The sequence below is a fragment of the Allobosea sp. 10N428 genome (assembly GCF_056394545.1).
On the sequence record NZ_JBFTIC010000004.1, the window covers coordinates 385,105 to 403,101 of the forward strand.

General features: G+C 67.5%; 14 protein-coding genes. 2 read left to right on the forward strand and 12 right to left on the reverse strand.

Features of this window, described 5'->3' with window-relative positions; genetic code table 11:
* The first annotated feature begins 651 nt into the window (after positions 1 to 651).
* Positions 652 to 2,010, forward strand: coding sequence for a chloride channel protein (locus tag AC1DDA_RS15845; protein ID WP_476796463.1), 1,359 nt, complete (start codon positions 652 to 654; stop codon positions 2,008 to 2,010).
* A 25-nt stretch (positions 2,011 to 2,035) separates the two neighbouring features.
* Here the strand turns inward: AC1DDA_RS15845 and AC1DDA_RS15850 are convergent, their stop codons facing one another.
* From AC1DDA_RS15850 to dapA, 12 genes are all read right to left on the reverse strand, one after another.
* Positions 2,036 to 4,381 (reverse strand): xanthine dehydrogenase family protein molybdopterin-binding subunit, encoded by a 2,346-nt coding sequence (locus tag AC1DDA_RS15850; protein ID WP_476796464.1) that lies wholly within the window; start codon positions 4,379 to 4,381, stop codon positions 2,036 to 2,038.
* A gap of 82 nt (positions 4,382 to 4,463) precedes the next feature.
* The gene (locus AC1DDA_RS15855; RefSeq protein WP_476796465.1) at positions 4,464 to 5,915 is read right to left on the reverse strand and encodes an FAD-dependent oxidoreductase; all 1,452 of its coding nucleotides are present in this window, start codon (positions 5,913 to 5,915) and stop codon (positions 4,464 to 4,466) included.
* The gene (locus tag AC1DDA_RS15860) at positions 5,905 to 7,077 is read right to left on the reverse strand and encodes an alpha-hydroxy acid oxidase (protein ID WP_476796466.1); all 1,173 of its coding nucleotides are present in this window, start codon (positions 7,075 to 7,077) and stop codon (positions 5,905 to 5,907) included. Before AC1DDA_RS15860 ends, AC1DDA_RS15855 begins: the two co-directional genes overlap by 11 nt.
* 4 nt (positions 7,078 to 7,081) lie before the next feature.
* On the reverse strand, positions 7,082 to 8,710 hold the full coding sequence (locus AC1DDA_RS15865; protein WP_476796467.1) for a thiamine pyrophosphate-requiring protein: 1,629 nt from the start codon (positions 8,708 to 8,710) through the stop codon (positions 7,082 to 7,084).
* A 17-nt stretch (positions 8,711 to 8,727) separates the two neighbouring features.
* On the reverse strand, positions 8,728 to 9,891 hold the full coding sequence (locus AC1DDA_RS15870) for an alpha-hydroxy acid oxidase (RefSeq protein ID WP_476796468.1): 1,164 nt from the start codon (positions 9,889 to 9,891) through the stop codon (positions 8,728 to 8,730).
* Positions 9,888 to 10,856 carry a hypothetical protein gene (locus AC1DDA_RS15875; protein WP_476796469.1) on the reverse strand — a complete coding sequence of 323 codons (969 nt, stop codon included), beginning with the start codon at positions 10,854 to 10,856 and terminating at the stop codon, positions 9,888 to 9,890. Before AC1DDA_RS15875 ends, AC1DDA_RS15870 begins: the two co-directional genes overlap by 4 nt.
* A complete protein-coding gene (locus AC1DDA_RS15880) occupies positions 10,853 to 12,130 on the reverse strand; it encodes an NAD(P)/FAD-dependent oxidoreductase (protein WP_476796470.1) in 1,278 nt (425 codons plus the stop codon). The genes AC1DDA_RS15875 and AC1DDA_RS15880 overlap by 4 nt, the downstream gene beginning before the upstream one ends.
* A gap of 9 nt (positions 12,131 to 12,139) precedes the next feature.
* Positions 12,140 to 12,901, reverse strand: coding sequence for an amino acid ABC transporter ATP-binding protein (locus tag AC1DDA_RS15885; RefSeq protein ID WP_441509784.1), 762 nt, complete (start codon positions 12,899 to 12,901; stop codon positions 12,140 to 12,142).
* A 10-nt stretch (positions 12,902 to 12,911) separates the two neighbouring features.
* A complete protein-coding gene (locus AC1DDA_RS15890; RefSeq protein WP_441509785.1) occupies positions 12,912 to 13,577 on the reverse strand; it encodes an amino acid ABC transporter permease in 666 nt (221 codons plus the stop codon).
* Positions 13,578 to 13,674: 97 nt separating this feature from the next.
* Entirely contained in the window at positions 13,675 to 14,523 is an 849-nt protein-coding gene (locus AC1DDA_RS15895) for a transporter substrate-binding domain-containing protein (protein ID WP_441509786.1), read from the reverse strand.
* Positions 14,524 to 14,649: 126 nt separating this feature from the next.
* Positions 14,650 to 16,077 (reverse strand): FAD-binding oxidoreductase, encoded by a 1,428-nt coding sequence (locus AC1DDA_RS15900; protein ID WP_476796471.1) that lies wholly within the window; start codon positions 16,075 to 16,077, stop codon positions 14,650 to 14,652.
* Between the two features lie 14 nt (positions 16,078 to 16,091).
* Positions 16,092 to 16,991 (reverse strand): 4-hydroxy-tetrahydrodipicolinate synthase, encoded by a 900-nt coding sequence (gene dapA, locus AC1DDA_RS15905; RefSeq protein WP_441509788.1) that lies wholly within the window; start codon positions 16,989 to 16,991, stop codon positions 16,092 to 16,094.
* A 245-nt stretch (positions 16,992 to 17,236) separates the two neighbouring features.
* Here dapA and AC1DDA_RS15910 point away from each other — a divergent pair, with 245 nt between their 5' ends.
* The gene (locus AC1DDA_RS15910; protein WP_476796472.1) at positions 17,237 to 17,878 is read left to right on the forward strand and encodes a helix-turn-helix domain-containing protein; all 642 of its coding nucleotides are present in this window, start codon (positions 17,237 to 17,239) and stop codon (positions 17,876 to 17,878) included.
* Positions 17,879 to 17,997 lie beyond the last annotated feature (119 nt).

Here is a 17,997-nt window from a genome sequence, read left to right on the forward strand (position 1 = left end):
AGTTCCAGTTCTGCCCGCTCTCGTCCTCTGGGAGCATCGCCGGCCTCGAATTCAAGACACCGTAGCCGCTCCAGTGCGTCTCGAAATTGTTCGGGCGTTTCGATTGGATTGGGGGCTATGAGTGGGCGATTTTCTGTCACGATAAGCATCGTCATCCTCCAGCGAGGATACGGCGTGGATGATCTGTCGAGCTTTGTGGAAGCCGTAAACTAACAACCCTTGCCCAGCAGCGAAGTTCCGACCTGCGACACGCCATGCACGATCGAAACAAACGCGGCTGAGACCTGCAGGCGGCGCGGGCTGCACTGACGGACCGTCCGCAGATGTAGCCTGAAAGCCGAGAGCCGGGACGGCGGATTCTAACCGTGCCCGCGCCGTCGCAGCCCAGATGCTGCCGAAGAGCCGCCCGGAACCTTGTCCTTCGCCATTCTCAGCGAAGCCGGTCTGTGAGACGTTTCGAGGCCCCGCGCCTAGCTGCTAACAATCGCGCGAGTCGAACGCTAATTATTTCAGATGGTTATACCGAACCGCTTATTTGATCACGGGTCCTTCATGCGATAGCCGGCCGGCACGCCGGCATGGGCATTTTGCTGGACATCCTGACCGGGGGACCTAGTAAGCCCAGAGACGTCTATCGAGAGGGCGGATCGCTTGCCGTATTCCCCTGGCAGAATACGAATTATCCGGCGCTCCCGCGCCTTGGCGGTGACGCCGCGCTACTGGCGCCAACGGCTGGTCTTCTGGCTCGGCGCGCTGGCCATCGGCGTCGTCAGCGCAGCGTTTGCCATGCTGGCCGACAAGGCGCAGCTCCTGTTCGAACTGGTCTCCGGCCGGGAGGGCGGCCTGCGCTTCCTACCTCTGTTGGTCACGCCGCTTGGGTTCTTGTCCTGCGCCTTCGTGGCGGCTCGCTTCGTGCAGGGTTCGCAGGGGAGCGGCATCCCCCAGGCCATCGCCGCGCGTCACCTGCGTGAGGATAGCGACCGCTCCGGCTTTCTGTCCTTGCGGATCGCCTCGGGCAAGATCGTCTTGACGGTCATGGGCTTGCTCTGCGGCGCGTCCATCGGCCGCGAGGGGCCGACCGTGCAGGTCGGAGCGTCGATCATGCTGCAAGTGGCCCGGTGGGGCGGGATGGCCCGGGCGCGGGGCCTGATCCTCGCAGGCTCCGCCGCCGGCATCGCCGCCGCCTTCAACACGCCGCTCGCGGGCATCGTCTTCGCCATCGAGGAGATGAGCAAGACATACCAGGCCCGAACGAACGGCATCGTCCTCTCGGCGGTCATCATCGCCGGCCTCGCCTCCCTCGCCATCGTCGGCAATTACACCTATTTCGGCATCACGGATGCAACCGCGGATCTCCGGCGGGACTGGTTGCTGGTCGTCGCCTGCGGTGTCGTCGGGGGCGGCTTCGGAGCCTGCTTCAGTATGGGCTTGATCGCGCTGACGCGACGCATTCGGCGCTGGCGAGGTTTCACGCCTCTGGTCCGCACGCTCATTGTTGCGGCCTTGACCGGATTGCTGGTGGCCGTCATCGGCATCGCCTCCGACGGGATGACCTTCGGCACCGGCTATGCACAGGCACGAAGCGCGATCGAGGGAACACCGCTGCCGTTTTCGTTTTTTCTAGCGAAGTTCCTCGCGAGCCTGGCCTCGTCCGTCTCAGGCATTCCAGGCGGGCTGTTCGCGCCGTCGCTATCCGTCGGCGCCGGCCTCGGCAGCACTTTGGGCACTGTCCTCGGCTCTCCGGTCGGCCTTGCCGCAGTGCTCGGCATGGCGGGATATTTCTCGGGCGTCGTCCAGGCTCCAATGACCGCCTTCGTCATCATTCTGGAGATGACGGGGAACCACGACAATGTGTTGGCACTGATGGCCGCTTCGATGCTGGGCTATGGGACCGCGCGCCTGATTTCGCGTGAATCGCTGTATCACGCGCTTTCCCGCCTTTTCATCGCGGACGTGCTTCGCAACAAGCGCGCACAGACGATCGCGGCCGTGCCACCGGCGACGGGTTAGCCGGCAATTCTCTGCGGCCGGGCGGCTAGCCGTTTTCGCTCGCCCCGCGCGCATCGCGGATAGCGCGCCAGATCCGGGCCGGCGTCGCGGGCATGTCCAGATGCGTGACGCCGAGAGGCCGAAGCGCGTCGAGGATGGCGTGGATGACGGTCTGGGGAGCGCCGATACAGCCGGCCTGCCCCGCCCCCTTGGCGCCGATCGGATTGGCCGCGGTCGCCAATTCCACCATGGATAGCTCGAATGAAGGCAGGTCCACCGCGCGCGGCATCGCATAATCCATGAAGGTTGCGCTCAGGAGCTGGCCGCCATCTGGATCGTAGCGGGCTTCCTCCATCAGTGCCTGCCCGATGCCTTGCGCCAGCCCGCCATGCACCTGCGCTTCGGTCAGCAGGGGATTGATCAAGGAGCCGTAGTCGTCGACGGCGACATAGCGCAGCAGGGCGACTTCTCCGGTATCGGGATCAACCTCGACCTCGGCCGCCTGCGCGCCGTTCGGAAAGGTCAATGGAGCGTCGCGCCGCGCGCCATGGCTGGCGAGCGGCCGCCCTGTCGTCTCCGCGACATGGCGCGCAACACCGGCGAGATCGACTTCGCCGGCTCCGGGAGCACGGAAGCGGCCCCCCTCGAAGGTGACCGCACCGGGATCGCTCTGGAGGAGTTGGCCCGCAGCGAGCTTGCCGGCCTCGACCAGCGCCCTCGCCGCGAGGACCAGCGCGCCGCCGCCCATATGCAGGGAACGCGCGCCGCCATGGCCGCCGCCGCTGGGCACGCGCGCCGTATCGCCCTGGACGAGATGAAAGTACTCCAGCGGCAGGCCCAACTCGCGCGAGAGCAGTTGAGCGAAGCTTGTCTCGTGACCCTGGCCGTTCGACTGGGTACCGACCGCCATGTCGACACCGCCATCGACGCGGAACGACAACCAGGCGTCTTCGTTCGGGGCGCCGCGCGAGGTTTCCAGGAAGCAGCCGATGCCAAAGCCGCGCAGCTTGCCGCGCCGACGCGATTGCGCCTTGCGGCTGCGAAAGCCGGGGCGGTCGGCCGCGGCCAGCACGCGGTCGAGATTGCCGCCGAAGCTGCCGCAGTCGAGCACGGCGCCGAAGGGCTTCCGATAGGGGAAGCGACGAATGAAATTGCGCTTGCGCAAGGTGGCGGGGTCGATGCCCAAGCGATGGGCCGCTTCGTCCACCAGCCTTTCGATCAGATAGTTGGCCTCCGGCTTGCCGGCGCCTCTATAGGCGTCGATCGGAACGGTATTGGTGAAGATGCAGCGGACATCCATCGTCATCGCCGGGATGTCGTAGAGTCCTCCCATGGCCGGAGTTGGCGCCGTCGTAGCGCTGCCCGGGCCAAGCGAGGAGACATAGGCGCCGAGATTGGCGATGGTTTCGACTTGAAGCGCCAGGAAGCGCCCCTTTTGGTCCAGGGCAAGCCGCCCCGTCGTCAGATTGTCCCGGGCGTGGACACCGCCCGAAAAATCCTCGATGCGCTCGGCCAACCAGCGCACCGGCCTGCCGAGGCGTTCGGCCGCGACGAGCACCAGCGCGTATTCCGGATAGGTGACATTCTTCATGCCGAACCCGCCACCGACATCGGGGCAGGCGACATCGAGCCGTTCGGGCGCAATGCATAGCACTGCCGCAAGCTCGCGGCGGATGTCATGGACCGAAGCGCCGCTGAGCGACAGCCGGTAGCGGCCGCTGGCCGGATCGAAACGTCCCAGCGCAGCGCGCGGCTCGATAGCAGCTGCCACGATCCTGTTGTTCACGACCCGGCAGCTCACGATGTGCGCAGCCCGCTCGAAGGCGGCAGCCACGACGGCTTCGTCCCCGAGGCGATAGCGCAGCGCCAGATTGCCGGGCGCCTGCGGCCAGATTGCCGGTGCGCCGGGCTCGGCGGCGGCAGCGAGGTCGGTGACGGCCGGCAGGATGTCGTAGTCGACTGCGATGAGCTCGCAGGCTTCGCGAGCGTGATCGAGCGTCTCGGCCACGACGAAGGCGACGGGATCGCCGACATGCCGGGCGCAATCACGCGCGAGAGCCTGCCTGGTTGGCACGATCAACGGCGCGTCACCGGCAACCGCCAGCGAGCAGGGCAGCGCGCCGAGGTCGGCGATATCCGCCGCGGTGTAGATCGCATGGACGCCCGGAAGCTCGCGGGCAGCCGAGGCATCGACGGAGAGGATCGCGGCATGGGCGTGCGGCGAGCGCAGCACCATCGCATGCAGCACATCGGGGACGAGCTCGTCGTCGACGTAATGGCCTCGCCCCGTCAGGAAGCGCTCATCCTCGAAGCGGCGCAGGGAGCGCGGGTCCGCCGAGGCCGAATCCACGACGGGCGCCTCATTCTCGTGGCTCGAAACGCTCGCATGCATCAGGCTGTCACTCGTCCACCGGCCATCAAGGCCATACTCCGATTCTTACGCCAGTGTCCGCCTCGTCGTTGGCGGGGGGCACTCAGGCGAAGCGGGCGAAAGCCGCCGCTTCCCGTCCGGCGATGCGGCCGCTGAAGCAGCTGGGGCCGACCATCATCCCTTCGAGCGGCTTGATGCCGCCGATATGGCCGCCGGCCATCCCCGCCACCTCGCCCGCAGCATAGAGGCCGGGCAGAGTTCCGCCGAGCTCCAGCAGGGCGCGGCATTGCCGGTCGGTCTGCACCCCGCCCATCACCTTGCGGCCGATCGGCACGAAGCGGACCGCGTGGAAGGGCGGTTCGGCCAGCGGCGAAAGGCCGGCGAGCGGCCGATGCGTCGCGGGGTCGCGTACCAGTCCGGCGGCAAGCCCGGCGTTCCACTGCGCGACGGTATGTCCGGCGCCATCCGCATCGATGCCGGTGCGGCGGAAGAGTTCGTCGAGCGTATCGGCCTGCCACGCCCAGCCGGAATGAGCGAGATGGCGCCTCGCAGCCTCGTTGCCGGTTTCCGAGCCAGGCGGGACATGATGGTCGTCGACGGTGATCGCAGGCAGCATGGCTTCGTCGAAGATCGCCCATGCCGTCGCACCGGGCTGGGCCAGCAGGCGCGGCACGGCGAGGTTGCCGCTGGTCGACTGGCTTTCGTCGTGGAAGCGTGCGCCGACCCGATTGAGCCAGAGCCAACCGATATTGCCCCTGAAGACGACGCCGCGCTCGCCGGCCGGGTCGCGATAATCGGGAACGCCCGTCGCGTAGCAGTAGAGTTCGTCGAGATGGTCGAAGCGAACGCCATGGCGTTGCAGGATGCTGATCGCCTCACCCTGGGCGCCGGGGCCGCCGCCCGCCAGAACCTGCGGCACGCCCGCGAGCCGGCGGGCATGGCGGCGGATCATCGCCAGGCTGCCGGCGAAGCCGCCGATGGCGATCACGACCGCCGGGGCGCGCAGCCGCTGCTCGCGCCCCTTTCCGTCATGGCAGATCACGCCGCCCACCCTGCCGTCCGCGATAATGAGTTCGGTCAGCCGCCAGCCGAAACGCCAGGCCGATGGCGAGCCGCATTCCCTGATGCGCTGCCAGAGCACGTCCATGAGCCCGGCACCCCCGTCCAGCGGACGGTGGAAGCGCGGAACGCTGTCGCCTTCGAAATGCCTGATGTCTGGAAAGCTCACGCCGAGCCCGATGAGCCAATCGATCAGTTCCGCGGAACCACGCTCGAAATAACAGCGAGCCCAATCGCGGTCGAATTCATGACCGCCGGCTTCGAGGTCCGCAAAGGCGAGATCGGCCGAGTCGACGATGCCGCGCGCGGCCTGAAGCGATGTCCCCGGCACGCACATGCCGCCGCCGGCGAGCCGGGCGGTGCCGCCGAAACCGGGAGCGGCGTCGATGCCGATGACGACGGCACCGGCCGTCGCCGCTTCGAGGAAGGCGCTGGCGCCGGCCACGCCTGCGCCGACGACGATGACATCGGCGTCCTTGTCGTTCTCAGGCGCCATGGCAGTCCTCCGTTTGGCCGGGTCCGAGCAGATCCCGCGTGAGCTCGCCTATGGTGCGGCTTCCGGTCAGCGCCATCGTGCGGTCCAGTTCGGCTTGCAGCAGGCCGAGCACGTGACTCGCACCCGCCTCGCCCGCGGCCGCGACGCCGTAGAGCGGGGCGCTGCCGGCGAGCACGGCTCCGGCGCCCAGCGCGAGCGCCTTCGCGATGTCGCTGCCGCGGCGGATGCCGCCATCGACCAGGACGGAGCCGCTGCCGCCGGCCGCGGCGACGATGCGGGGCAGCGCGCCGAGCGTGCTGGCGGCACCGTCGAGATTGCGTCCGCCGTGGTTGGAGACGACGACGCCGTCGCAGCCGAGGGCGAAAGCGCGCCCCGCCTCCTCCTCGCGCATGATGCCCTTCAGCAGCAGCTTGTGCGGCCAGCGCTGGCGAAGCCTGGCGATGTCGTCCCAGGTCACGGATGGGCAGAGCGAGGTGCGTCGGGCAATCTCCTCGGCTCCGAGACCGGAAGCCGGCGGCGGACGATTGACGACGCGCGGCAAGCCGCCGGTTGCGAGATAGCGCAGGGCAACGCCGGCGAGCCAGCGGGGATGGCGCAGCATCTCCACGCAGGATGCCAGCGAGGGGCCATGGGGCGGTAGCAACCGGTCGCGCCGGAGATATTCGCGCTGGCCGAGCACGGGCGTGTCGACCGTCACGACAAGGACGCGAAAGTCCAGATCGCGCGCCCGGTCGACGATGGCGTCGGTGAGCGAGCGGTCGCTCCAGAAATAGAGTTGTTGCCAGACGGTCGCCCCCGTCGCCGCGACATCGGCCATGGCGACGGTGGAGTAGGTCGAGAGGGTGAAAGGCAGATTGGCGCGTGCCGCGGCCTTGGCCAGCGCAAGCTCGCCGCGATACCACAACAGGCCAGCCGGCCCGGCTGGCGCGACCGCGAGCGGCATAGCATGGCGCCGGCCGAACAGCACGCATTCGGTCGAGCGTTCCGCGACGTCGACGAGCGTGCGCGGCAGAAACGTCAGCGCGCGAAACGCGGCGCGATTGCGGTCCCGCGCCAAGTCGTCCTCGGTTGCCCGGTCGATGAAGTTGAACAGGCCCTTTGGCAGCCGCCGCTTTGCGAGGCGGCGCACATCCTCGACATCGAAGCAGCGCGCGAGCGCCATCGCCTCAGGCTTTCGACATCGCGGTTTCCTGCGCCGTGATGAACTCGAGCAGGACCGGCTGGCCTTCCTTCGTCCTGGCGATACCGCGCTCGATCGCGCCGCGGATCTCGGACGGGTCGGTGATGCGCTCCGCATAGGCGCCAAAGGCGCGCGCCATCTCGCAGTAATTGCCGGTGATGCGATTGGCGGCGTAGAGGCGTATCGCGTTGGGGATGCTGTTCAGCTCAGTGGCCATGCCGCCGTTGTTGAACAGGATCGAGAGGATCGGGATGCGCTCGCGCGCCGCCGTCTCGATATCCATGCCGGTAAAGCCGATCGCCGCGTCGCCCCAGACATTGATGCAGAGCTTGTCCGGCCGTGCGAGCTTTGCGCCCATGGCGATGCCGAGGCCATAGCCGAGCTGGGTGGTCTTGCCCCAACCGACGAAGCTCAGCGGGTCGCGCGCGACCCAGAAGGGCGTGAGCTGGTCGCGCGGGCGCCCGGCGTCGTTGGTGATGATCGTTGGCTCGTTGCGCGTCGCCGCCATCAGCTCCCAGACGACCCGGTAGGGATTGATCGGCGTCTCGGCCGAGGTCAGCTTCGGCATCCATTCGGCGAGCCAGGCTTCGCGGGCCCTGCGGATGCGGGCGGCAACGGCCTCGCCCTTGTCGGAGTGTACGCCGCGCCGCTCCAGTTCGGCGAGCAGCCCCTGCAACGCCAGTTTCGCGTCGCCGACGAGGCCGATGTCGGCGGGCACATCCTTGTTGAGATGCGCCGAATCGAGCGTCATGTGGATGATGCGCTTGCCCTTCGGCACCGGCACGGCGAACAGCGTCTCGGTGAAGCTGCAGCCAATGCCGAGGATGACGTCGGCCTCGTCGAGGAAGGCCTTCACCGGCATGGGATAGGTCAGGCCGCCGGAGCCGAGCGAGAGGGGGTGATCCTCGGGGAACGCGCTCTTGCCGGGCAGCGTGGTGACGACCGGGCAGGCGAGGCGCTCGGCCAATGCGCGCAGCTCGTCCCAGGCTTCGGCGTAGTGCACGCCCTGGCCGGCGTGGATCACGAGGTTGCGGGCCGCGCCGATCAACTCGGCAGCGCGGATGATGTCGTCGGGATCGGGCGCCGTGCGGTGGCCGCGAACCGGGACGTAATCCTCCGGCTGCGCCAGCTCGGCGGTCCAGAGATCGTTCGGCACCTCGACGAGCACGGGCCCACCGCGGCCGTTACGAAGCTGGCTCAGGGCACGGCGCATCACATTGACGACCTCGCCGGGGAGATTGAGCTGCTCCGCCGACTTGGTGATGTCGCGCATGCTCTGGACGGCGTTGAAGTTAGGCTTGATGCCGGAGACCCGCTGCGGATAGCCCTGCGGGATCACGAGCACAGGCACGGAATCGGCATAGGCCTGCGCGACGGAGCCGTAGGAGTTCTCGATGCCCGGCCCGTGCTGCATAGCGAAGACGCCGAACTTCCGGCCTGAAGACAGCCGCGAATAGGCATCGGCCATATGCATCCCGGTGCGTTCCTGGCGCACGACGATCGGCCGGATGCCGACGAGGGCGGCCTCGTCGATCAGCTTGTTCGTCGGGTAGCAGAAGAGCAGTTCCACCCCTTCCTTCTTGAGGATGGCGGTCATGGCCTGGGCAACGTTCATTGCGCACTCTCCGGTTCTCAGGCCTGATCGGCCGCTCGACGCAAATCGGCGAGGGCAGGCGCCCCCAGCATTCCCATGGTGATCCCGAGTTCGTTGGCGAGGATGTCGAGGATGCGGCCCGCTCCTTCCGCTCCCCCGATCGCCACGCCATAGAGCGGCGCGCGCCCAATGAGGACGCCACTTGCGCCCAGCGCGAGGAAGCGGGCGATGTCGGCGCCGCGGCGCACGCCGCTATCGGCCAGGATCTCGAGCCGGCCGGCGACCGCATCGGCGATCGCCGGCAGCACCTGCGTCGGGCCGGGGGCGCAGTCGAGATTGCGCGCGCCATGGTTCGATACGATGATGGCGTCAACGCCGTGAGCCGCCGCCGCCTGCGCATCGTCCACCCGCAGGATGCCCTTGAGCACGAGCTTGCCGCGCCAGTGCCGGCGCAACAGCTCGATGTCCTTCCAGGTCACGTCGGTCGCCAGGCTGAGTTCGTCGGAAAGCGAGGCGCGCCCGAGCTTCGTGCGGAACTCATCGGGATAATGCGCATAAGTCGGCACGCCGCCCGTCGCCAGCGCGCGCAGCATGACAGAGGCGGTCCAGCGCGGGTGCAGCGCGAGGTCGAGGCCGGCCCGCCACGAGGCCTTGAGAGGGATGCCGAAGCCGTTGCGGAGGTTGTATTCGCGGTTCGGGCCGACGGCGGTGTCGACGGTCAGGACAAGCGTCTCGGCGCCGGCAGCCCAGGCCCGGTCGAGCAGAGCGAGCATGCGCTGCCGGTTCTTCCAGACATAGAGCTGGAACCAGAGCCGGGCGCCTGACTCCGCCGCGATGCGTTCGATCGCGGTGATCGACTGGGTCGAGACGCAGAACGGAACGCCCGCGGCCGCCGCCGCTTTGGCGATCGCGATCTCGCCATCGTGCCAGACGAGGCCGGCGACGGCGGTTGGCGCGATGACCAGGGGAAGCGGCTGGCGGCGGCCGAGGATCTCGGCCTCGGTCGAACGTTGCGAGACATTGACCAACACGGCGGGAGAAAGCCTGATCGCATCGAGCCGGCTGCGATTGGTCGCGATCGAGACCTCGTCTTCGCTGCCGCGATCGACATATTCGAACAGGCCGCGGGGCAGCCGCCGCGAAGCGGCGCGGCGCGCATCGGCAACGTTGAGGATATGGGCGAAGGCGGCCCTGGCATTCATCGCGGCAGCATCGCCCCGATGCCGCGTTCGCGCGCTTGACCGACGACGAGATGCGCAAGCGCCAGATCGGCAAGGGCAAAGCCGCGGAAGCAGAAGAAGGAACGGCTGCCCGGCGCCGTGGGATGGGCTGCGTTCGCAAGCTCGACCAGATCGTGGCCGAAGCGGACCGTCGTCACCGGGTTGCCATCGATGTCGTAGGGCGCCTTCGACTGCGCCAGGCTGTCCGTGACCAGCACGTCGAAGGCCGGCAGGTTCTCGGGTATCCAGCTGCGGCCGATATCGACGGCGGCGGCAAAGGCGTTCGGCTTCATCAGCCGGGCATCGAGGAAGGGCTTCAAACCCGGTGCGCCCGGCACCATCGAGATGACGATGTCGCTGCGGGCGAGCAGCGTGTCGGCCTCCGCGACGATTTCCGTGGCGAGCCCTCGTTCCGAGGCAGCCTCTGCCAGGCGTTCCGCCGAGGAGCGGCTGCGGCTCAAGGCCAGCACCGTGGTCAGGCCGGGATAAAGGTCGAGGAAGGCGGCGAGATGGGCATGGGCCTGTAGACCGCAGCCGACGAAGCCGATGGTCTTGGGCGCGGCTGGCGCCATGCGCGCGGCGGCGGCGGCCGAGAGCGCTGCGGTGCGGATCAGCGTGATCTCGTCGCCGTCGAGCACGGCCAGCGGCGCGCCGCTGCCGTAGTCGCTGACGCAGATCAGGGCGTTGATGCCGGGCACCGCGCTGCCCGCGCCGACCGGCGCCATCGCGACCCATTTCAGCGTGGCGATTCCGTCCGCCTGCGAGGCGGCCGTCATCGCCTGGAAGCCATGGCCGGGACCGAGCCCCAGCGCGCTCTTGGGCAGGCTGCGGTTGAGGCCGGCTGCATGGTCGCGAAAGGCCCGGAGCACGGCCTCGCGCGCTTCGCCGGGGGCGACGGCGAGGCTCTTCACATCGTTACGCGAAAGATAGAGCAGGCGCGCGCTCATCGGACGAATCTCCGGGCGGAATAGGGAGCGGGATCGAAGGGCGGCTCGCGGCCGTCGATCAGCGCGGCGACGAGCTTGCCGGTCGCCGGCGCCTGGGTGAGCCCGGTATGGGCATGGCCGAATGCGTGCAGGATATCGGGCGAGCGAGACGCGAAGCCGATACAGGGCAGGCCATCGGGCGTGGAGGGGCGATTGCCCATCCAGCGATCGATTGCGGGGGTCCCGAATCGATCGGCCTGTCCGGGAAACATCTTGCGGGCAAAGCCGAGCAGGATCTCGGCGCGGCGCCAGTCCGGTTCGGCGGCAGGATCGGCGAGTTCGACCTGCCCGGCGAGCCGCAGCCCCTGTGGCGTCGAGACGACGCCCATCTGGCCATCCGACGGCATCAGCCCGGCGCCCAGCTCGACGCCCGGCTCGGGGATGACGATGTGATAGCCACGTTCGGAGATCAGCGGCACGCGGTCTCCGGCGAGCTGGGCCAGGCCGGCAGAGCCGATGCCCGCTGCAAGGACGGCGCGCTGGCAGGCGACCGGCCCTTGGTCGGTCATGACGGCGCGCAGCTTGCCGTCGTCGAGAACGAAGCTGGCCGCGCGCGCCCCGATGCGCTGCGCTCCGCGCGCCTCCAGGAGCCGGGCAAGGGCGGCGCAATAAGCGCCGGGATCGGCGATCTGGCCGGCATCGTCGAGCCGCGCGCCGAAACGGTAACGCGGCGACAGCTCGGGCTGCAGGCGGCGCAATTCGGCTTCCTCGACCTCGCTGAAGCGCACGCCCAATTCCTGCCGCATCGTCCAGATCCGGCTCTCGGCAGCGAAGGCCGCCCGATCCGGATAGACATAGACCAGGCCTTGCTGCCGGATCAGGTGCCCCATTCCGGCCTCGGCGGCATAGGTCCGATGATCCGCCACCGTGTCCTTGCAGAGCGGGTAGCGCCGGCGCGCGATCGTCGCGATGCGATCCCAGTCCCGGCCAGCCGCGATGAAGCGGGCGAGCCAGCCCGCATGCCGCGGCAAGTCCCGCCATCGCACGGTGAACGGTCCGGTCGGGTCGAGCAGGAAGCCGGGTACCTTGCGCCACAGTCCGGGCAGGGAAATCGGCGCGATCGCGCCGGGGTTGATCCAGGTCGCATTGCCGTAGGAGGCTGCCTGCCGGCCGCCGGGATCGCCTGGTTCGATGAGGATCACATGATGACCGGCGCGCTGGATTTCCAGCGCCGCGCACAAGCCCACGATTCCGGCGCCGATCACGGCGACGGTCAGGGGCGCATCCTTCGCCATCTGCCCGCCTCAGCCGCGATTGTGGAAATGGCTGAGGAAGATCCGCGTTGCTTCGTGCTGAGGCTGCTCGATGACATCGCGTGCCGGGCCTTCCTCGACGATCACGCCATCGCGCATGAAGACGACCTTGTCGGCGACCTCGCGAGCAAAACCCATTTCATGGGTCACGATGATCATCGTCATGCCCTCGGCGGCGAGATCGCGCATCACGCCGAGGACCTCACCCACGAGCTCGGGGTCGAGCGCCGAGGTCGCCTCGTCGAAGAGCATGACCTCGGGCTCCATGGCGAGGGCGCGAGCGATGGCGACGCGCTGCTTCTGGCCGCCGGAAAGCTTGTTGGGGAAGACGTCGACCTTGTCGCTCAGGCCGACCTTGGCCAGGAGCTTGCGGGCCAGTTCCTCGGCCTGCGGCTTCCGCATCGCCTTCACGGAGACCGGACCTTCCATGACGTTCTGGACGACCGTCATGTGCGGAAACAGGTTGAAGTGCTGGAAGACCATGCCCGTATTCGAGCGGAAGCGGGCCTGCTCGCGGGTGCCGGGCAGCTTCGAGCCGTCGCCGAAGGCGAAGCTGTCGTCGCCGATGCGGATCCGGCCGCCCTCGGGCATGACCAGCAGGTTGAGGCAGCGCAGCAGCGTCGACTTGCCGGAACCGGAGGGGCCGATCAACGCGACGACCTGCGCTTCCTCAACCCTGAGGTTGATGTCGCGCAGCACTGTGAGCGAGCCGAAGCTCTTGCGCAGGCCGGAGACCTCGATCTTATAGCTCATCGCTGCGCCCTCAATTGCTCTGGGCAAGCCGCTTCTCGGCTTGCTTGACGATCGCGGTCAGCGGCAGCAGCACGATCACATAGATCGCAGCGACCACGGTGTAGACCTCGAGCGCGCGGTAGGTGTCCATCGCCGCCACCTGGCCCTGATAGAGCAGGTCCGGGACAGCGAGGACCGAGACGAGCGAGGTGTTCTTGAACTGGATGATCGACTGGTTCATGAGCGGCGGGATCATCCGCTTGATCGCCTGCGGCAACACGATGCGGCGCATCACGCGCGCCGGCGTCATGCCCAAAGCCAGCCCCGCCTCGCTTTGACCGGGATCGATCGAGACGATCCCGCCGCGAATGACCTCCGCGTAGAAGGAGCCGCCATACAGCGTCAGCGTCACAATCGCGGCGGTGATCGCGTCCAGCTTGATCCCGGTCAGGATCGGCAGCGCGTAGTAGAACCACAGCAACAGCACGAGCAGCGGCGTCAGCCGGAACATTTCGATATAGGCCCAGGACAGCCATCGTAGCGCCGGGGAGCGCGAGAGCTGGGCGATGCCGGCGACCAAACCCACGATCAGGCCGAGGATCACGACCGCGATCGTGATCCCGATCGTGACGCCGGTTCCGGTGAGGAAGATCCAGCGGTAACTCCAGACGATGTCGAAGTTCCAAGTATAGGACATGCCAACCCTGCCCGCGCCCAGCGCGGCCTCGCGGACCGAAGCCGTTCACAAGAATGGATGGGCTTCCCGCGGGCGAGCGCGGGAAGCCGAGGAAGCGTTAGAGGGTGATCCCCGCGGGGATGTCCTCGGGCTTGACGCCGACCTGGTCCAGGCTCTCGACGACGGCACTGCGGACGAGGCCGAGGCCGCGCGCATAGCCGACCCAAGTGTTGACGAAGAAGAGCCAGGTCTTGTCCGCCTCGCGGCGCACCGCCGCATTCGATGTCGATCCGAAGAACGGCTGGGGCACGACCACCTTGCCGAGGCTGGGGTCCGCCTTCACGGCACGCACGCCGCCCATCCAGAAGATGCACTGCGCATCGACGCGGCCGCTGCGCAGCGCCAGCATCGCCTCGTTGATGGTCTTGAAGCGCGTGATCTGGGCCTTGGGGCACAGGAGCGTAGCGATCTGGTCATGCGCCGAGCCGACGTCGACCGAAATCTTGACCTCCGGCTTGTTCAGATCGGCCCAGCTCTTCGGCTCGAAGCCCGGCTTGGCGATGACGACCAGCGCGCTGTCATAGACGCCGTTCGAGAAATCGACGACCATGGCGCGCTTCGGCGTCGGATTGAGACCGAACATGATGTCGATCTTGTCGGCCTGCAGATCGAGCACCGCGTTGCCCCAGGTCGTCTCGACCAGCTCGAGCTCGACGTCCATATCCTTGGCCAGCGCCGAGCCGATCGCATAGAAGTGGCCGCTCCATTTGCCCGAGGCGGGGTCCTTGGTGAACCAGGGGGCGCTCGAGGTCACAGCGCCCAGCCGCATCTTCTTGTTGGCGATGATGCGGTCGAATGTGTTCTGCCCGGCAGCCTGTGCGCGTGCTCCGTTGGAAGCCAGCGTCAGCGCGCCGGCAGCAACCGCGCCAGCGCCGATAAGGCCTGCCAGATCCCTGCGTGTCGTCATTTTTCTCTCTCCCGGCGTTGTGAGGCGAACCCCGTTCTGTCTGGTGAGGCAGGCTCCCGCTTCCCCTGCGGGCTTTCCGTGATCTTCCGCCCCTCACCGGAGGCGGCAGCGGATTTTTCCGTCGTTTCAAACCGCTTTCGGCGCCAGCAAAACACCCGGATTCATCAGGTTCTGCGGGTCGAACAGCGTCTTGACCTTGTTCATCAGCTCGTAGCGCAGCGGATCGGCGAGACGTTCCAGCTCCTCCGTCAGCTTGCGGCCGACACCGTGTTCGGCGCTGAAGGTGCCGCCGAAACGCGCCGCGACGTCATGGATCGCCCGCTCGACCTCCAGCGCGAAGGCCTCCGCATCAGGCAGCGCCGCCCAGAATGCGTGCGTGAACATCAGGATGTAGTGCACGTTGCCGTCGCCGAGATGGCAGACCACCTCGCTGTAAGCTTCCGGAAACAGCTTCGCCGCGACCTCGTCGGCCGCCGCGATGAAGGGCGCGACATCCGAGGAGCGCACGGCGACGTCATGCGTGATGCTCATGCCCTCCTTCTTGTTCGCTTCGGAGACGGAGTGGCGGATGTGCCAGAAATCGGCGGCCTGTTGCTCGGACGTCGCAACCACCGCATCGAGCACCTCGCCCATCTCCAGCGCCGCACCGAGGACCTCTTCGAGGATCGTCGACAGTGCCGCCGTCGCGTCTTCGCTGCCGAGCTCGATGAGCACCGACCAAGCCGGAATCTCCGCGAAGGGGAACCGCGCTCGCTCCGCATGCTTACGCACCAGTTCGAATTGCGAGGCCGAGACTAGCTCGAAGGCCTGGATGTACGAGCCGGCGCGATCCTGCAGGGAGGCGAGCAAGGCGACTGCAGCAGCTGGATCTGGAGCAGCGACCCAGGCATGGGCGGTGTTCGGGGTCTGCGGATGCAGCCGCAGCGCCGCGCCGGTGATGATGCCGAGCGAGCCTTCCGCGCCGATGAAGAGATGGCGCAGCATGTAGCCGGTATTGTCCTTGCGCAGCGCCGCGAGGTCCGCGAGCACGCGCCCGTCCGGCAGCACCACTTCCAGCCCCGCGACGAGATCGCGCATCGGGCCGTAGCGGACAACGCCGGTGCCGCCGGCATTGGTCGAGATCAGCCCGCCGATCTGGGCGCTTCCCTCGCTGCCGAGATGCAGCGGGAACTGTCGCCCCGCCTCGGCGGCGGTGGCGTGCAGGTCGCCGAGGACGACACCGGCATCGACCGTGGCGATGCCGGTCGCCCGGTCGATGGCGCGGATGCGATTCAGACGGCGCAGCGAGAGCACGATACCCGGCTTGTCGCTGCGGTCGCTTTCCGGCACGGCCCCGAAGCACAGCCCGGTATTGCCGCCGACCGGGAAGACCGGTTGCCCCTCGGCCGCGCAGAGCGCGACCACGGCGGAGACTTCCTTGGTCGAAGCCGGCTGGACGATGGCGAGCGCGCGGCCGCGACGGCGCTGGCGCCAGTCGGTGAGCCAGGGCTCCATCTCCGCCGGATCGGTGATCAGCCCCTTGTCGCCAACGATGCCACGAAGCGTCTCGATCACGACACCGTCTCCGCTCAGGCGAGGCTGACGGCTTTGGCCCGCTCGGCGGCCAGCTTGAGCTTCGCCAGCGTGTCCGGGCTCGGCCCCAGCAGCGGCAGGCGGACCCCGCCGACCGGCCGGCCGGCGAGCGCCATATATTCCTTCAGGGGCCCCGGGTTCGTTTCGACATAGATGGCGTCGACCACCGGGTCGATCTTGTCCTGAAGCTTGAGCGCTTCCTTCAGCTTGCCCTGACGGGCGAGTTCGAAGATCTCGATCCAGATTCGCGGATAGATCGTCGCCGAAGCGAGCACGCCGCCGCGCGCGCCGAGCGCGACATGGGTGGCGAAAAGCGGCTCCTCCCCCGAGAGGATCGCGATCTTGTCGCCCGCGAGCTTCATCGTGCGGATGAAGTCCGGCATGTCGTAGGACGAATACTTCATGCCGATGATCGAACCATCCTCGGCCATGGCCTGCACGGTCTCGGCGAAGGCGGCGACCGTGGTGCGGCGCGGGATCTGGTAGAGCATCACCGGCAGATCCAGCGCATCGCGATAGCGGGCGAACCAGGCGCGCATGCCCTCCTGGGTGCCGGGCGCGTAATAGGGTGTCACCGTCATCACCGCCGAGGCGCCGACCTTGGCGAAGTCGCGGCCCGCCTCCAGCGCATCCTCATAGCCGGTCGCGAGCACGCCGGGGATCACCGGCTTGCCGTCCGCGGCGTCGACGCAGGCAGCGACGATGTCCCGGCGTTCGGCACGCGAGAAGACCGGATATTCGCCCGTCCCGCCGATCGGCACGATGCCGGCGGCGCCGGCGTCGAGCTGGAAGCGCACCAGCGCCTGGAGCCCCTTGATATCGACCGCCCCATCGGCGGCGAGCGGCGTGACGATCGCGGTGTACAGACCGCCGAGGGAGTCGTGCGTAAGCGTCATCTAAGCATCCCCGCAGTGATGCTGCCGGTTCCCCGCGTGTCGGCCCCTCGCCAACCGCGCTCAGTTTCTTGCCGGCGCATCGTTGGGAATGGAGCCTCTTTCAGGGGCGGGAAAGTGTCAACACAAAAATACATAAATGTCGGATACGACAATTATTGGATCATGCGGGACGCGATTCTCTTTCCCTCCTCGCAACCAGAGATTATGACAGGACGATCCCCATCAGGGGGGCGAGGAGAATCGGGATGCCGGAAATCTCGGCGGCGGAACGCGGGGATATCGAACCGCCTGAGGCTTGGCAGGCCGGCGACGAGTCGCGCGGTGGCGTCGATATCGGTGTCCGGCTGCTCAAGCTGCGCAAAAGCCGGGGGCTGACGCTTCAGGACGTCAGCGCGATGACGGGAGTTTCCGCCTCGGCCTTCTCCAAGATCGAACGCAACGAGCTATCGCCGACGATCTCGACGATGCAACGCATCGCTCACGGGCTCGATGTCGAGCTGGTGACGCTGCTGTCGAGCGGTCAGGACAACGGCACGGTGAGCTTCGCCGGACGCCGCGCCATCAGCCGGGCCGGCAGCGGGAGCAAGCATACGACCGGCACGTGCAACAACGTCCTGCTCTGCGCCGATCTCAAGAACAAGCGCGCCACGCCGATACTGACGACAGTGACGGCGCGTTCTCCGGATGAATATCCTGCCTGGGCGAAGTCCGAAGCGGAGATCTTCGTAATGGTGCTGGAAGGCACGCTCGTCGTGCACAGCCGACTCTACGAGCCGCTTGAGCTGAACAAGGGCGATTCTGTGTATTACGACGCCACGACGGAACACACCTGGACGTCAAAAGGGGCCGCCAACGCCGTGGTGCTGTGGGTTCTCGTCGATCTTTGAGGGTAGCGCCCGAGGCGCGGCTTGCCCCGTAGATTAGGAGAATCTGCAAAATTTGGAGCGAGGACAAGACTCGCCGAGATCGACGTCCGGTCTCTCAGGATTGGGCAAGCGTACCGTCA

Excerpts from the sequence above, each read along its gene's own strand:
- AC1DDA_RS15850 (WP_476796464.1), bottom strand. The coding sequence starts at position 4,381 with ATGCATGCGAGCGTTTCGAGCCACGAGAATGAGGCGCCCGTCGTGGAT.
- AC1DDA_RS15875 (WP_476796469.1), bottom strand. The coding sequence starts at position 10,856 with ATGAGCGCGCGCCTGCTCTATCTTTCGCGTAACGATGTGAAGAGCCTC.
- AC1DDA_RS15870 (WP_476796468.1), bottom strand. The coding sequence starts at position 9,891 with ATGAATGCCAGGGCCGCCTTCGCCCATATCCTCAACGTTGCCGATGCG.
- AC1DDA_RS15880 (WP_476796470.1), bottom strand. The coding sequence starts at position 12,130 with ATGGCGAAGGATGCGCCCCTGACCGTCGCCGTGATCGGCGCCGGAATC.
- AC1DDA_RS15895 (WP_441509786.1), bottom strand. The coding sequence starts at position 14,523 with ATGACGACACGCAGGGATCTGGCAGGCCTTATCGGCGCTGGCGCGGTT.
- AC1DDA_RS15860 (WP_476796466.1), bottom strand. The coding sequence starts at position 7,077 with ATGGCGCTCGCGCGCTGCTTCGATGTCGAGGATGTGCGCCGCCTCGCA.
- AC1DDA_RS15855 (WP_476796465.1), bottom strand. The coding sequence starts at position 5,915 with ATGGCGCCTGAGAACGACAAGGACGCCGATGTCATCGTCGTCGGCGCA.
- AC1DDA_RS15885 (WP_441509784.1), bottom strand. The coding sequence starts at position 12,901 with ATGAGCTATAAGATCGAGGTCTCCGGCCTGCGCAAGAGCTTCGGCTCG.
- AC1DDA_RS15890 (WP_441509785.1), bottom strand. The coding sequence starts at position 13,577 with ATGTCCTATACTTGGAACTTCGACATCGTCTGGAGTTACCGCTGGATC.
- AC1DDA_RS15910 (WP_476796472.1), top strand. The coding sequence starts at position 17,237 with ATGCCGGAAATCTCGGCGGCGGAACGCGGGGATATCGAACCGCCTGAG.
- AC1DDA_RS15865 (WP_476796467.1), bottom strand. The coding sequence starts at position 8,710 with ATGAACGTTGCCCAGGCCATGACCGCCATCCTCAAGAAGGAAGGGGTG.
- dapA (WP_441509788.1), bottom strand. The coding sequence starts at position 16,991 with ATGACGCTTACGCACGACTCCCTCGGCGGTCTGTACACCGCGATCGTC.